This window comes from Mycobacterium sp. Marseille-P9652 (assembly GCF_902652685.1).
GTDB lineage: Bacteria > Actinomycetota > Actinomycetes > Mycobacteriales > Mycobacteriaceae > Mycobacterium.
Genome location: NZ_CACRUY010000081.1, coordinates 1 through 14,502, shown reverse-complemented (window position 1 = coordinate 14,502; position 14,502 = coordinate 1). Strand labels below are relative to the sequence as shown.

Annotated in this window: 14 protein-coding genes and 1 tRNA gene; 14 read left to right on the top strand and 1 reads right to left on the bottom strand. The window is 69.4% G+C overall.

What is annotated here, in order from left to right; genetic code table 11:
• Positions 1–344: 344 nt before the first annotated feature.
• The 6 genes from steA (at position 345) to GPY60_RS24770 (ending at position 6,405) form a co-directional block, all read left to right on the top strand.
• The gene (steA, locus tag GPY60_RS24795; RefSeq protein ID WP_156690347.1) at positions 345–1,526 is read left to right on the top strand and encodes a putative cytokinetic ring protein SteA; all 1,182 of its coding nucleotides are present in this window, start codon (positions 345–347) and stop codon (positions 1,524–1,526) included.
• A gap of 22 nt (positions 1,527–1,548) precedes the next feature.
• Positions 1,549–2,502 (top strand): copper transporter, encoded by a 954-nt coding sequence (locus GPY60_RS24790; RefSeq protein ID WP_156690346.1) that lies wholly within the window; start codon positions 1,549–1,551, stop codon positions 2,500–2,502.
• 139 nt (positions 2,503–2,641) lie between these two features.
• Positions 2,642–4,390: a CTP synthase gene (locus GPY60_RS24785; RefSeq protein WP_156690345.1), complete on the top strand. Its 1,749-nt coding sequence runs from the start codon at positions 2,642–2,644 to the stop codon at positions 4,388–4,390.
• Positions 4,383–5,006, top strand: a complete 624-nt coding sequence (locus GPY60_RS24780; protein ID WP_156690344.1) for an NUDIX domain-containing protein — start codon at positions 4,383–4,385, stop codon at positions 5,004–5,006. The genes GPY60_RS24785 and GPY60_RS24780 overlap by 8 nt, the downstream gene beginning before the upstream one ends.
• Positions 5,003–5,944, top strand: a complete 942-nt coding sequence (gene xerD / locus GPY60_RS24775) for a site-specific tyrosine recombinase XerD (protein WP_156690343.1) — start codon at positions 5,003–5,005, stop codon at positions 5,942–5,944. Before GPY60_RS24780 ends, xerD begins: the two co-directional genes overlap by 4 nt.
• A 98-nt stretch (positions 5,945–6,042) precedes the next feature.
• Positions 6,043–6,405, top strand: coding sequence for a DUF732 domain-containing protein (locus tag GPY60_RS24770; RefSeq protein WP_156690342.1), 363 nt, complete (start codon positions 6,043–6,045; stop codon positions 6,403–6,405).
• Positions 6,406–6,412: 7 nt separating this feature from the next.
• Here the strand turns inward: GPY60_RS24770 and GPY60_RS24765 are convergent, their stop codons facing one another.
• Complete coding sequence (locus tag GPY60_RS24765) at positions 6,413–7,117, bottom strand: class I SAM-dependent methyltransferase (protein ID WP_370462820.1); 705 nt, start codon at positions 7,115–7,117, stop codon at positions 6,413–6,415.
• Between the two features lie 186 nt (positions 7,118–7,303).
• Here GPY60_RS24765 and GPY60_RS24760 point away from each other — a divergent pair, with 186 nt between their 5' ends.
• From GPY60_RS24760 to GPY60_RS24725, 8 genes are all read left to right on the top strand, one after another.
• Positions 7,304–8,194 carry a ParA family protein gene (locus GPY60_RS24760; protein WP_156690340.1) on the top strand — a complete coding sequence of 297 codons (891 nt, stop codon included), beginning with the start codon at positions 7,304–7,306 and terminating at the stop codon, positions 8,192–8,194.
• Entirely contained in the window at positions 8,191–9,006 is an 816-nt protein-coding gene (locus GPY60_RS24755) for a segregation/condensation protein A (protein WP_156690339.1), read from the top strand. The genes GPY60_RS24760 and GPY60_RS24755 overlap by 4 nt, the downstream gene beginning before the upstream one ends.
• A 51-nt stretch (positions 9,007–9,057) precedes the next feature.
• On the top strand, positions 9,058–9,759 hold the full coding sequence (gene scpB, locus GPY60_RS24750; protein WP_156690338.1) for an SMC-Scp complex subunit ScpB: 702 nt from the start codon (positions 9,058–9,060) through the stop codon (positions 9,757–9,759).
• Positions 9,759–10,502, top strand: coding sequence for a pseudouridine synthase (locus GPY60_RS24745; RefSeq protein WP_156690337.1), 744 nt, complete (start codon positions 9,759–9,761; stop codon positions 10,500–10,502). Before scpB ends, GPY60_RS24745 begins: the two co-directional genes overlap by 1 nt.
• Before the next feature lie 56 nt (positions 10,503–10,558).
• Positions 10,559–11,242, top strand: coding sequence for a (d)CMP kinase (gene cmk / locus GPY60_RS24740; protein WP_231639821.1), 684 nt, complete (start codon positions 10,559–10,561; stop codon positions 11,240–11,242).
• A complete protein-coding gene (gene der, locus GPY60_RS24735; RefSeq protein ID WP_156690336.1) occupies positions 11,239–12,636 on the top strand; it encodes a ribosome biogenesis GTPase Der in 1,398 nt (465 codons plus the stop codon). Before cmk ends, der begins: the two co-directional genes overlap by 4 nt.
• A gap of 161 nt (positions 12,637–12,797) precedes the next feature.
• Positions 12,798–12,871, top strand: a tRNA-Pro gene (locus GPY60_RS24730).
• A 145-nt stretch (positions 12,872–13,016) separates the two neighbouring features.
• The coding region (locus GPY60_RS24725) for a PE family protein (RefSeq protein WP_156690335.1) at positions 13,017–14,502 on the top strand (1,486 nt) is incomplete at its 3' end.

The following is a 14,502-nucleotide window of genomic DNA, read 5'->3' as shown; positions in this document are numbered from 1 at the left end:
AGTCGGGGCGATGCCACGCTCCTATCAAGTCACGCCGGTCGGTCCTTCACACCCGATGCCGACACAACGCACGAACGCCAACCTCCTCAAGGCGGCAGTGTTTGTAAGAGCCAGACACCGGGTGATCCGGACCCAACCACCGCAAACGCGGCAACGCCACCCTGACACTGAGTGTTTGTACGGCGACACGCCGCGTAGCCCGTACATTTGCGCACCCTCGCGCGACGCGGCCGCAGCCAAGCCGTGACGAGCCTGTTACTGCTGTGACTCTAGATAACTTCTGTGACGGATGTTACGGCGCGCCTCCCCGCCGATCCGACGCCTCGCGGACAGAATCAGGCGTCATGAAGATGTCAGGTCTACTGTCCCGTAATACGTCTCGGCCGGGCCTCGTCGGCACCGCCCGGGTCGACCGCAACATCGACCGCCTGCTCCGCAGGGTGTGCCCCGGCGACATCGTGGTGCTCGACGTCCTGGACCTGGACCGCATCACCGCCGACGCGCTGGTGGAAGCCGACATCGCCGCGGTGATCAACGCCTCGCCGTCCGTGTCGGGTCGCTACCCGAACATGGGCCCCGAGGTGCTGGTCAACAACGGGGTCACGCTGATCGACGAGGCCGGCCCCGAGGTCTTCAAGAAGGTCAAGGACGGCTCGAAGATCCGCCTGTACGAGGGCGGCGTGTACGCCGGCGACCGCCGCCTGGTCCGCGGCACCGAGCGCACCGACCACGACATCGCCGACTTGATGCGCGAGGCCAAGAGCGGGCTGGCCGCGCACCTGGAGGCGTTCGCGGGCAACACGATCGAGTTCATCAAGAGCGAGAGCCCGCTGCTGATCGACGGCATCGGCATCCCGGACATTGACGTCGACCTGCGCCGCCGCCACGTGGTGCTGGTGGCCGACGAGCCCAGCGCCGAGGACGACCTGAAATCCCTCAAGCCGTTCATCAAGGAGTACCAGCCGGTGCTGATCGGCGTGGGCACCGGCGCGGACACCCTGCGCAAGGCCGGCTACCGGCCGCAGATCATCGTCGGCGACCCCGACCAGATCAGCACCGACGCCCTCAAGTGCGGCGCCCACGTGGTGCTCCCGGCCGACGCCGACGGCCACGCGCCCGGCCTCGAGCGCATCCAGGATCTGGGCGTCGGCGCCATGACGTTCCCGGCCGCCGGGTCGGCGATGGACCTGGCCCTGCTGCTGGCCGACCACCACGGCGCCGCGTTGCTGGTGACGGCCGGGCACACGGCCAACATCGAGACGTTCTTCGACCGGACCCGGGCGCAGAGCAACCCGTCGACCTTCCTGACCCGGTTGCGGGTGGGGGAGAAGGTGGTGGACGCCAAGGCCGTCGCCACGTTGTACCGCAGCCACATCTCGGCGGGCGCCATCGCGCTGCTGGCGCTGACCATGCTGATCGCCGTGGTCGTCGCGCTGTGGGTGTCGCGCACCGACGCGTCGGTGCTGCACTGGATAGTCGACTACTGGAACCGCTTGTCCCTGTGGGTGCAGCACCTGATCACCTAGCCATGCCGAGGAGCGTGCACTCATGATCTCGTTACGCCAACACGCGCTCTCGCTGGCCGCCGTCTTCCTGGCGCTGGCCGTCGGGGTCGTGCTGGGTTCCGGGCTGCTGTCCGACACCCTGCTCTCCAGCCTGCGCGACGAGAAGCGCGACCTTTACTCGCAGATCAACGGGCTCAACGACCAGAAGAACGTGCTGAACCAAAAGCTCAGCGCCGCAAACAATTTCGACACCCAAATGGCAGGCCGGATGGTGCACGACGCGCTCGCCGGCAAGTCGGTGGTGGTGTTCCGCACCCCGGACGCCAAGGACGACGACGTGGCCGCGGCCGCCAAACTCGTCGGCCAGGCCGGCGGCGCGGTCACCGGGACCGTGTCGCTGACGCAGGAGTTCGTCGACGCCAACTCGGCCGAGAAGCTGCAGACCGTGGTGAACTCGTCGATCCTGCCCGCCGGTCAGCAGCTCAGCACCAAGCTCGTCGACCAGGGTTCCCAGGCCGGCGACCTGCTGGGCATCGTGCTGCTGACCAATGCCAGCCCCGGCGGCCCGCCCGTCCCGGAGGTCCAGGACCCCCAGCGCCAAACGGCGCTCGCGGCGCTGCGGGACACCGGGTTCATCACCTACCAGCCGACCGACCACATGGGCGGGGCGAACGCCGCGCTGGTGGTCACCGGCGGTGCGCTCCCGCAGGATGCGGGTAACCAGGGCGCCACCGTGGCGCGGTTCGCGGCCGCGCTGGCGCCGCACGGCTCGGGCACCCTGCTCGCCGGTCGCGACGGCTCGGCCAACGGCGGAGCCGCCGTCGCGGTGACCCGCGCCGATGCGGGCATGAACTCCGCGGTCAGCACCGTCGACGACGTCGACACCGCCGCCGGCCGGATCACCGCGGTCCTCGGCCTGCACGACCTGCTGGCCGGCGGCCACCCGGGCCAGTACGGCACCGGTCGGGGCGCCACCTCGCTGACGGTGCCGCAGTAGCTCCCTCTGGCGTGTTACCGGCGGCCCGGGCTGCCTGGTGTTAGGGTGGGTTTCCGTGGGTCGGCAGGCCCAGCAGGCTCAGTCAGTCGCAAACGGTCGCAAAAGTCTAAGCCCTGCCCGTCTTCACGGAGGTTGCTCATTGCGTAGGCATCCGCAAACCGCCACCAAGCACCTCTTCGTCAGCGGTGGTGTCGCGTCGTCGCTCGGCAAGGGACTGACGGCCAGCAGCCTGGGACAGCTGCTGACGGCGCGGGGGCTGCACGTCACCATGCAGAAGCTCGACCCGTACCTCAACGTCGACCCGGGCACGATGAACCCGTTTCAGCACGGGGAGGTGTTCGTCACCGAGGACGGCGCCGAAACCGACCTCGACGTCGGCCACTACGAGCGCTTCCTGGACCGCGACCTGTCCGGGTCCGCGAATGTCACTACGGGCCAGGTGTATTCGACCGTCATCGCCAAGGAACGGCGCGGCGAGTACCTCGGCGACACCGTCCAGGTCATCCCGCACATCACCGACGAGATCAAGAGCCGCATCCTGGCGATGGCGCAGCCCGACGCCGACGGCAACCGCCCCGACGTCGTCATCACCGAGATCGGCGGCACGGTCGGCGACATCGAGTCGCAACCCTTCCTGGAGGCGGCGCGGCAGGTCCGCCACGACCTCGGCCGCGAGAACGTGTTTTTCCTGCACGTGTCCCTGGTGCCGTACCTGGCCCCGTCGGGCGAGCTGAAGACGAAGCCCACCCAGCACTCCGTGGCCGCCCTGCGCAGCATCGGTATCACGCCCGATGCGCTGATCCTGCGCTCCGACCGCAACGTGCCCGAGGCGCTGAAGAACAAGATCGCGCTGATGTGTGACGTCGACATCGACGGCGTCATCTCCACCCCGGACGCGCCGTCGATCTACGACATCCCCAAGGTGCTACACCGTGAGGAACTCGACGCGTTCGTGGTGCGCCGGCTGAACCTGCCGTTCCGTGACGTCGACTGGACCGAGTGGGACGACCTGCTGCGCCGGGTCCACGAGCCGCATGAAACCGTCCGAATTGCGTTGGTGGGCAAGTATGTCGAGCTGTCGGACGCCTACCTGTCGGTCACCGAGGCGCTGCGTGCCGGTGGCTTCAAACATCACGCCAAGGTCGAGATGCACTGGGTGCCGTCCGACGACTGCGAAACCGCAAGCGGGGCCGCGTCGGCGCTGGGCGACGTGCACGGCGTGCTGATCCCCGGCGGGTTCGGGATCCGCGGCATCGAGGGCAAGATCGGCGCCGTCCGGCACGCCCGGGCGCGCGGGTTGCCGGTGCTGGGTCTGTGCCTGGGCCTGCAGTGCATCGTCATCGAGGCCGCGCGCTCGGCCGGCCTCACCGAGGCGAGCTCGGCCGAATTCGACCCCGACACACCGGATCCCGTCATCTCCACGATGGCCGACCAGCTCGACATCGTCGCGGGTCAGGCCGACCTCGGCGGCAGCATGCGGCTGGGGGCCTATCCGGCGGTGTTGGAGCCGAATTCCATTGTGGCCGAGGCGTATGGCACGACGGAGGTGTCCGAACGCCACCGGCACCGGTACGAGGTCAACAACGCCTACCGCGAGAAGATCGCCGAGAGCGGCCTGAGATTCTCGGGCACCTCGCCCGACGGCCACCTGGTGGAGTTCGTCGAATACCCACCCGAGATCCACCCGTTCGTCGTGGGCACCCAGGCCCACCCGGAACTCAAGAGCCGGCCCACCCGGCCGCATCCGCTGTTCGTCGCCTTCGTCGGCGCGGCCATCGACTACAAGGCGGGCGAGTTGCTCCCGATGGAGATCTCCGAGCAGTCGCCCAACGGCAACCACCGGGACAGCGCGGAGCGGCCGCTACCGACGCCCGCTGCCCGTGGCTGAGCACGTCTTCGAGACGGCCGCGTCCGAAACCCTCTATACGGGAAAGATTTTCGCGCTGCGGCGCGACCAGGTTCGCATGCCGGGCGGCACCACCGCGGTGCGCGAGGTGGTCGAGCATTACGGCGCGGTGGCCGTCGTGGCGATGGACGACGACGGCAACGTCCCGATGATCTACCAGTACCGGCACCCCCTGGGCCGGCGCCTGTGGGAGCTGCCGGCCGGGTTGCTCGACGTCACGGGGGAGCCCCCACACCACACGGCCGCGCGTGAACTCGAGGAGGAGGCCGGCCTGCGGGCCGCCACCTGGAAGGTGCTGGTCGACCTGGACTCCACGCCGGGTTTCAGTGACGAGTCGGTGCGCGTCTTCCTCGCGACCGGCCTGAGCGAGGTGGGCCGGCCTGAAGGCGAGCACGAGGAAGCCGACCTGACGTTGCACTGGTATCCCCTCGCGGAGGCCGTCCGCATGGTGTTCAGCGGCGAGGTCGTCAACGCCATCGCCGTCGCCGGCCTGCTGGCCGCGCAGGCCGTGACGCACGGTCTGGCCGAGCCGCGGCCGCTGGACAGCCCGTGGACCGACAGGCCCACGTCGTTCGTCGCGCGAAAGGCCACCCGGTGACGACGGCGGTTCTGGACTCGCAACTCCAGGGCTACCTGGATCACCTGACCATCGAGCGGGGCGTCGCGAAGAACACGCTGAGCTCCTATCGCCGCGACCTGCTCCGCTATTCAAAACATCTGGCGGATCGCGGGATTCACGATCTGGCCAAGGTCGGTGAGGACGACGTGAGCGAGTTCCTGGTGGCGCTGCGCCGCGGCGACCCGGAGGCGGGCAACGCGGCGCTGTCCGCGGTGTCGGCGGCGCGGGCCCTGATCGCGGTGCGCGGCCTGCACCGCTTCGCGGCCGCCGAGGGGCTGACCGAACTCGACGTGGCGCGCGCCGTCCGGCCGCCGACGCCCGGGCGCCGCCTGCCCAAAAGCCTCACCATCGACGAGGTGCTGGCCCTGCTGGAAGCCGCCGGCGGCGACAGCCCCGCCGACGGACCGTTGACGCTGCGCAATCGCGCGCTGCTGGAGCTGTTGTACTCCACGGGATCACGGATCTCCGAGGCCGTCGGTCTCGACGTCGACGACATCGACACCGAGGCCCGGTCGGTGTTGTTGCGCGGCAAGGGCGGCAAGCAACGGCTGGTGCCGATCGGCCGGCCGGCGGTGCAGGCGCTGGACGCCTACCTGGTGCGCGGGCGCCCGGAGCTGGCGCGCCGCGGGCGCGGCACTCCCGCGATCTTCCTCAACGTGCGCGGCGGCCGGTTGTCGCGGCAGAGCGCCTGGCAGGTGCTGCAGAACGCCGCCGAGCGGGCGGGCATCACGTCGGGGGTGTCGCCGCACATGCTGCGGCATTCGTTCGCCACCCACCTGCTCGAGGGCGGCGCCGATGTCCGCGTCGTGCAGGAGTTACTGGGGCACGCGTCGGTGACGACGACGCAGATCTACACGCTGGTGACCGTCCACGCGTTGCGCGAGGTGTGGGCCGGGGCGCACCCGCGGGCCCAGTAGGCCCCGCGCCGAACGTCGACCTGTTGCGTCGGGTTCGACCGCATCCGATCATCAACTCGACGTTCGGCCCCCGGAACGCGCGAAAGGAAGCCACTCCGATGCCCTCACACCGCTGGCTCGCCACACTGACCGTCCCGACGATCGCCACCGCCGCCCTGCTCGCCAGCGCGGCGACGGCGAACGCCGTCACGCCTCAAGACCAGGCCTACCTCGCCAAGCTGCAGGCCGTCGGCCTCAGCTGGCCGCCCAACAGCGAAGAGGCGCTCATCGGCGAGGCGCACCTCATCTGCTACGACCTCAGCTGGGGGTGGACGCCGCAAGAGATCGCCGACGACGTCCACGACCGCCTCAACAGGCGGGGTGTCACCTTGCTGGACGTCGGAACCATGGTCAACGCCGCGCACAACATCTATTGCCCCGGCAACGTCTGCGACGCCCCGACCCTCTGCACGGGGATATAAACCGGAGTCAGCCCAGCCGCTCGGATTCCAGCACCAGATCGGAAACCAGCGACTGATACTCCAGGTGGGCCTTGTGCTCCACGGTGTTCCACTGCTTGCCCTGCTGCCGGCGCATGTACTCGCGGTATTTCGGTGCGCCCGGGATCCGCACGTTGTCGGCGACGACGATGGCGCCGGGGGCGAGCCAGCCGCGGTCCATGATGCTCATCAGGTCGTCGAGGTAGGCGTCCTTGTCATGGTCGAGGAATACGAAAGACAGTGAGCCGGAGTCGAATCCGTGCTCGTCGGCCAGCGCGTCGAGCGTCCGCCCGCCGTCGCCGATGGTGCCGACCACGCACGTCACCCGGTCGGCCACCCCCGCGTGCGCCCAGATCCGGCGGGCGTTGGCGGCGTTCGCCTCGGCCAGCTCCACCGAGAACACCCTGGCCCGCGGAGCGGCCCGCGCGATCCTCAGCGCGCCGTAGCCGCAATAGGTGCCCAGCTCCAACGCGACCGCGGGATCGGCCCGGCGGACTGCGGCGTCGAGGATCTGACCCTTCTCGTCGCCGACGTTGATGAGGATCGACTTCCGATAGGCGAACTCGTCGATCGTGGCCAGCACGTCGTCGACGTCTCCGGCCCGGGCGTTCTTCAGCACGTAGTCGACCGCGGCCGCTTCCCGCCCGTCGCCGATCTGGCCCTTGGTCAGGATGTTGCGCTGCGCCGCGGCCATCCGCCAGACCGACCACCGCAGGAGGGGGATGCGCCGCTTGAGGTCCACAGCAGACCACGATAGTGCCGCATTCTGGTGCTGGTGAGACGCATGTGACACAACGGCACAAACATCCCATATTCCCAGGTGAAACGCCCTGCGGGTCGCCCGGTCTAACAGCGGGAAGAAGTTAGACTTGCCCCCGATATGCACCCCCCAAGCAGCCCGGGCATCACGACCGAAAACCCGGAAAGCGTCATCGAGGTCGGCCTGACGGGACGCCCCCCGCGGGCGATCCCCGAGCCGCAGCCTCGCACGTCCCACGGCCCGGCCAAGGTCGTCGCGATGTGCAACCAAAAGGGTGGGGTGGGCAAGACGACGTCGACGATCAACCTCGGGGCCGCGCTCGCCGAGTACGGCCGGCGGGTGCTCCTGGTCGACATGGACCCCCAGGGCGCGCTGTCCGCTGGGCTCGGGGTGCCGCACTACGAGCTGGAAAAGACGATTCACAACGTGCTGGTCGAGCCGCGGGTATCGATCGACGACGTGCTCATCCACACGCGCCACCGCAACCTCGATTTGGTGCCCAGCAACATCGACCTGTCGGCAGCCGAAATCCAGCTGGTCAACGAGGTCGGCCGCGAGCAGACGCTGGCCCGCGCGCTGCACCCCGTGCTCGACCGTTACGACTACGTCCTGATCGACTGCCAGCCGTCGCTCGGCCTGCTCACCGTCAACGGGCTGGCGTGCGCGGACGGCGTGGTGATCCCCACCGAGTGCGAGTTCTTCTCGCTGCGCGGCCTGGCGCTGCTCACCGACACCGTCGACAAGGTGCGCGACCGGCTGAACCCCAAGCTGGAGATCAGCGGCATCCTGCTCACCCGGTACGACCGCCGCGCCGTCAACGCCCGCGAGGTGATGGCCCGCGTCGTGGAGCGCTTCGGCGACCTGGTCTTCGACACCGTCATCACGCGCACCGTCCGTTTCCCCGAGACCAGCGTCGCGGGCGAGCCCATCACCACCTGGGCGCCGAAATCCACCGGCGCCATCGCCTACCGCGAGCTGGCCCGCGAGTTCATCGACCGATTCGGCGCGTGACGGGCACCGGGAACGGTCAGGCACCCACCCAGAACGGCTTTCAGGTCCGGCTGACCAACTTCGAGGGGCCGTTCGACCTGCTGCTGCAGTTGATCTTCGCTCATCGCCTCGACGTCACCGAGGTCGCGCTGCATCAGGTCACCGACGAGTTCATCGCCTATACCAAGGAGATCGGGTCGCGGCTCGAGCTGGAGGAGACCACGGCCTTCCTGGTGATCGCCGCGACCCTGCTCGACCTCAAGGCGGCCCGGCTGCTGCCCGCCGGGCAGGTCGACGACGAGGAGGACATGGCGCTGCTGGAGGTGCGCGACCTGCTGTTCGCGCGGCTGCTGCAGTACCGCGCGTTCAAGCACGTCGCCGAGATGTTCGCCGAGCTGGAAGCCACGGCGCTGCGCAGCTACCCGCGCTCGGTGTCGCTGGAGGACCGGTTCACCGAGCTGCTCCCGGAGGTGATGCTCGGCGTCGACGCCGAGCGCTTCGCGCAGATCGCCGCCATCGCCTTCAGCCCGCGGCCCGTGCCGACGGTCGGACTGGCGCACCTGCACGAGGTGCAGGTGTCGGTGCCCGAGCAGGCCAAGAAATTGCTGTCCATCCTGGAGGAGCGGGGCACAGGCGCGTGGGCCACGTTCTCTGAGCTGGTCGCCGACTGTGCGGCCCCGATCGAGATCGTCGGGCGCTTCCTGGCGCTGCTCGAACTGTATCGGTCGCGGGCGGTAGCATTCGACCAGTCAGAGCCGCTTGGCGTGCTCCAGATTTCGTGGACCGGGGAACGTCCGGCCGAAGAAGCCTTGGTAGAAGTGCGGGACGAATGATGACGCGCGCCGCGACAATGCATAGCGAAGCGATGAGGAGGAGCGGCGCTCATGACGGATGACGAACTCGACATCGACGTCTCAGATGTCCCGGGGATCCTGGACATCGCCGAGGCGGCGCCCATGGACGCCGAGGAGTTGCAGTCCGTGCTCGAGGCGCTGCTGTTGGTGGTCGACACGCCCGTCACCGCCGAGGCGCTGGCCTCGGCCACGCAGCAACCCGTCTACCGGATCGCGGCGAAGCTGCAGCAGATGGCCGACGAGCTGACCGAACGCGACAGCGGCATCGACCTGCGGCAGACCAGCGAGGGCTGGCGGATGTACACCCGGTCCCGGTTCGCGCCGTACGTCGAGAAGCTGCTGCTCGACGGTGCGCGATCCAAGCTCACCCGGGCCGCGCTGGAGACGCTGGCCGTCGTGGCCTACCGCCAGCCGGTCACGCGCGCGCGGGTGAGTGCCGTTCGCGGGGTCAACGTCGACGCCGTCATGCGCACCCTGCTGGCGCGCGGGCTCATCACCGAGGCCGGGGCCGATGAGGACACCGGGGCCACCACGTTCGCCACCACCGACCTCTTCCTGGAGCGCCTGGGCCTGACGTCCCTCGCGGACCTCCCCGACATCGCGCCCCTGCTGCCCGACGTGGACACGATCGAAGATCTCAGCGAATCCCTGGACAGCGAGCCACGTTTCGTCAGGCTTTCGGGCCGTCCGGCGTCCGAGCAGGCCCTGTCGTTCGACGTGGACCAGGATTGATGGTCGACACCGAAGGGATCCGGCTGCAGAAAGTGTTGTCACAGGCCGGCATTGCGTCGCGTCGGGCGGCCGAGAAGTTGATCCTCGAGGGCCGGGTCGACGTGGACGGGCAGGTCGTGACGGAGCTGGGCACCCGCGTCGATCCCGACACGTCGGTCATCCACGTCGACGGGGCCCGCGTGGTGCTCGACGAGTCCCTGGTGTACCTGGCCCTGAACAAGCCGCGCGGGATGCACTCGACCATGTCCGACGACCGGGGCCGGCCGTGCATCGGCGACCTGATCGAGCGCAAGGTCCGCGGCACCAAGAACCTGTTCCACGTGGGCCGGTTGGACGCCGACACCGAAGGGTTGATCCTGCTGACCAACGACGGCGAGCTGGCCCATCGGCTGATGCATCCGTCCCACGAGGTGCCCAAGACGTATCTGGCCACGGTGAGCGGGACGGTGCCGCGGGGCGTGGGCAAGAAGCTGAAGGCGGGCATCGAGTTGGAGGACGGCCCGGCCAAGGTCGATGATTTTGCGGTGGTCGACGCGATTCCGGGCAAGACACTGGTGCGAGTGACGCTGCACGAGGGGCGAAACCGCATCGTGCGCCGGCTGCTGGCCGCGGCGGGTTTCCCGGTGGAGGCGTTGGTGCGCACCGACATCGGCCCGGTCACTCTCGGCAAGCAGCGTCCGGGCAGCTTCCGGGCCTTGAGCCAGGGGGAGATCGGGCAGCTCTATAAGGCGGTGGGGCTGTGAGTGGAACGAGCGGAACGAACGCAGTGAGTGGCGGGAGTGCAGCGAACCATCGGGCTGTGAACGACGTCGTGGTCGCCATCGACGGTCCCGCGGGCACCGGAAAGTCTTCGGTGTCAAGGGGATTGGCGAGCGCGCTGGGCGCGCGATACCTCGACACGGGGGCCATGTACCGGATCGTGACCCTGGCGGTGCTGAGGGCCGGCGTCGACCCGGCAGATGCCGACGCCGTTGCTTCGATCGCATCGTCGGTGCAGATGTCGGTCGACTACGATCCCGGCGGCGACCGGTACTACCTTGCGGGCGAGAACGTTTCGGGCGAAATCCGCGGCGACGAGGTCACTCGCGCCGTTTCCGCCGTGTCGTCGGTGCCCGCGGTGCGTTCCCGGCTCGTCGCGTTGCAGCGCGCCATGGCCGGGGGCTCGGGAAGTGTCGTCGTAGAGGGCCGTGACATCGGCACGGTGGTGCTCCCCGACGCCCCGGTCAAGATCTTTCTCACCGCGTCGCCCGAGACCCGCGCCCGTCGTAGAAACGACCAGAACGTCGCATCCGGCCTGATCGACGACTACGACGCCGTCCTGGCCGACGTCCGCCGACGCGACCACCTCGACTCCACCCGGGCCGTGTCGCCCCTGCGGGCCGCCTCCGACGCCGTGGTGGTGGACACCAGCGATATGACCGAGACTCAGGTGATCGACCACATTCTGGAACTGGTCACTCAGCGGAACGGCGCCGTGCGGTGACCGAGGACGGCACCTGGGCCGACGAAAGCGACTGGGAATTCAGCGATTCCGGGGACGAGTTCGAAGAGGCGCCGCTGGCGCCCGTCGTCGCGATCGTCGGACGGCCCAACGTCGGCAAGTCGACACTGGTCAACCGGATCCTGGGCCGCCGGGAGGCGGTGGTGCAGGACGTTCCCGGCGTCACCCGCGACCGTGTCTCCTACGACGCCCTGTGGTCCGGCCGGCGGTTCGTCGTGCAGGACACCGGGGGATGGGAGCCCGACGCGAAGGGCCTGCAGCAGCTGGTGGCCGAGCAGGCGTCGGTTGCCATGCGCACGGCCGACGCCGTGATCCTCGTCGTCGACGCGACCGTCGGGGCCACCGCGGCCGACGAGGCCGCCGCGCGCATCCTGCTGCGCTCCGGCAAGCCGGTGTTCTTGGCGGCCAACAAGGTTGACAACGAGAAGGGCGAAGCGGACGCGGCGGCGCTGTGGTCGCTGGGGCTCGGCGAGCCGCATGCCGTCAGTGCGATGCACGGCCGCGGGGTGGCCGATCTGCTCGACGAGGTGCTGGCCGCGCTGCCCGAGGTTTCCGAAGCGGCACCGGCACAAGGCGGCCCGCGGCGGGTGGCGCTGGTTGGCAAGCCCAACGTGGGCAAGAGCTCGCTGCTGAACAAGCTTGCGGGCGACCAGCGTTCGGTGGTGCACGACGTCGCCGGGACGACGGTCGATCCGGTCGACTCGCTGATCGAACTCGGCGGCAAGGTCTGGCGGTTCGTCGACACCGCAGGCTTGCGGCGCAAGGTCGGCCAGGCCAGTGGGCACGAGTTCTATGCGTCGGTGCGCACGCACGCGGCGATCGACTCCGCCGAGGTGGTGATCGTGCTCATCGACGCGTCGCAGCCGCTGACCGAGCAGGACCAGCGGGTGCTCTCGATGGTGATCGAGGCGGGGCGGGCGCTGGTGCTGGCGTTCAACAAGTGGGACCTGGTCGACGAGGACCGGCGCGACCTGCTCGAACGCGAGATCGACCGCGAGCTGGTGCAGGTGCGCTGGGCGCAGCGGGTGAACATCTCGGCCAAGACGGGCCGGTCGGTGCAGAAGCTGGTGCCGGCGATGGAGACCGCCCTCGCATCGTGGGATGCGCGCATCGCCACCGGGCCGCTGAACACCTGGGTCAAGGAGGTCGTCGCTGCCACCCCGCCCCCGGTGCGGGGCGGCAAGCAGCCGCGGATACTGTTCGCGACCCAGGCGACCGCGCGGCCGCCGACGTTCGTGCTGTTCACCACGGGTTTCCTGGAGGCGGGTTATCGACGTTTCCTGGAGCGCCGGCTGCGCGAGACGTTCGGATTCGAGGGCAGCCCGATCCGGATCAACGTGCGGGTGCGCGAGAAGCGCGGGGCCAAGCGCCGCTGAGTGTGCACTCACGGTTTTGACTGTGAGCCGATGTGCGCGATTCCGCTCTTTCTCCGCCCTGGGTACAACTCAAAGCCAAGAGTCCCCACTCGATAGGCCGTGCGGGAGTGGCAGGCCGGTTGCGGTAGGCTTTCGACCTGCTGCCGATGGTGAGGCGGCACCGGGCTGTGGCGCAGTTTGGTAGCGCACTTGACTGGGGGTCAAGTGGTCGCAGGTTCAAATCCTGTCAGCCCGACGCAGTTCAGAGGCGGTTTTGCCGCCGAAAGACCGAGCCGAACATTTCTGGCAAACGCCGGAATCTCAGGTCGCAGAGGCCTACGCTGTCACCCTCAGGTTAAACCGCTTCGGCAATGCGCCCGATAAACCGGCGGAGGATAGCGATGTCATACCTGGTGGCAACCCCGGAGCTTTTCGCTTCGGCAGCAACGGATCTGTCGAACCTCGGCTCCACATTGACTGCCGCGAACGCGGCCGCCGCGAGTCCGACCACGCGCCTGCTCGCGGCCGCCGAGGACGAAGTGTCGGCGGCGGTGGCGTCGCTGTTTGCCGAGCATGGACAGGCATTTCAACAGCTGAGCGCGCAGGCTGCGGCGTTCCATGCCCAGTTCGTGCAGACCCTTGGCGGTGCCGGGGCTGCATATCTTGCCACCGAGGCGGCCAGCACCTCGCCGCTAGATACCGCCTCGCAAAGCGTGCTCGCGGTCATCAATACGCCCACCGAGCTGCTGTTGGGCGCCCCGTTGATCGGCAAGGGAATCAATGGTGCGCCGGGGACTGGGCAGGCCGGCGGGCCGGGCGGGCTCTTGTGGGGCGACGGCGGCGACGGCGGGTCCGGCGCGCCCGGGCAGCCCGGCGGCCGGGGCGGCAACGCTTGGTTGTTCGGCAACGGCGGCCAGGGCGGGGCCGGTGGGACCGGCGTCACCGGCACTCCGGGCTCGGCGGCCAACCACACCAACGGCGGCGTCGGCGGCACCGGTGGAACCGGCGGGGCCGGCGGCAATGGCGGTTTGCTTTGGGGCAGCGGCGGCTCAGGCGGTGTCGGTGGTATTGGCGGCTTGGGCGGTCCCGGCGGGACGGGCGCCTCTGGGGTGCTTGCCACGAACGCCACCGACGGCGGTCATGGCGGTAACGGCGGTACTGGCGGGGTTGGCGGTCAACCGCAGGGATTGGCGGGCTTGTTCGGCGGCCAGGCGGGCGCCAACGGTGGCGGCGGCGCTGGTGGCGACGGAGGACAAGGCGGCCAGGGGGGTACCCCCCTTCTCGGCGGCTCGGGCGGTAATGGCGGCAACGGCGGTGACGCCGGCTTTGGCGGCGGCGCTGGCGGCGTCGGCGCCGCCGCGGGAGTCGACGGAAACGGCGGCAATGGCGGCCACGGCGGCGACGGTGCCCTCTTGGCCGCCAGCGGCACCATCGGCGGTCACGGCGGCAACGGCGGCAATGGCGGCAACAGCGTCGGCGGAAACGGCGGCAACGGCGGGGACGGCGGAGCCGGCGGTGGCGGTGTGCTCAACAACGTTACGCAGGGCACCCTCGCCGGCGGTGGTGGTGGCGGCGGCGGCGCTGGTGGTATCAGCTCCACCGGCCACGGCGGTGACGGCGGTCGCGGCGGCGCCGGCGGTGATGTCCGAATCAACTCGAGTACCGTGCCGAATGAAGCCGATGGCTCCGGCGGTGACGGCGGATTCGGCAGCAGGCATGTTGGAATCGCTGGCGGTCTCGGCGGTGGCGGTGGCGGCGGCGGCGCCGCAAGCGTCGGAGCGACCGGCACAGGAATCACCGCAGGCAGCGGGGCCAAAGGTGGCGGCGTCCTCGACGGCGGTCAAGGCGGCAGCGGGGCCTCCGCGGGCGGCGGTTCGACGGCCACCG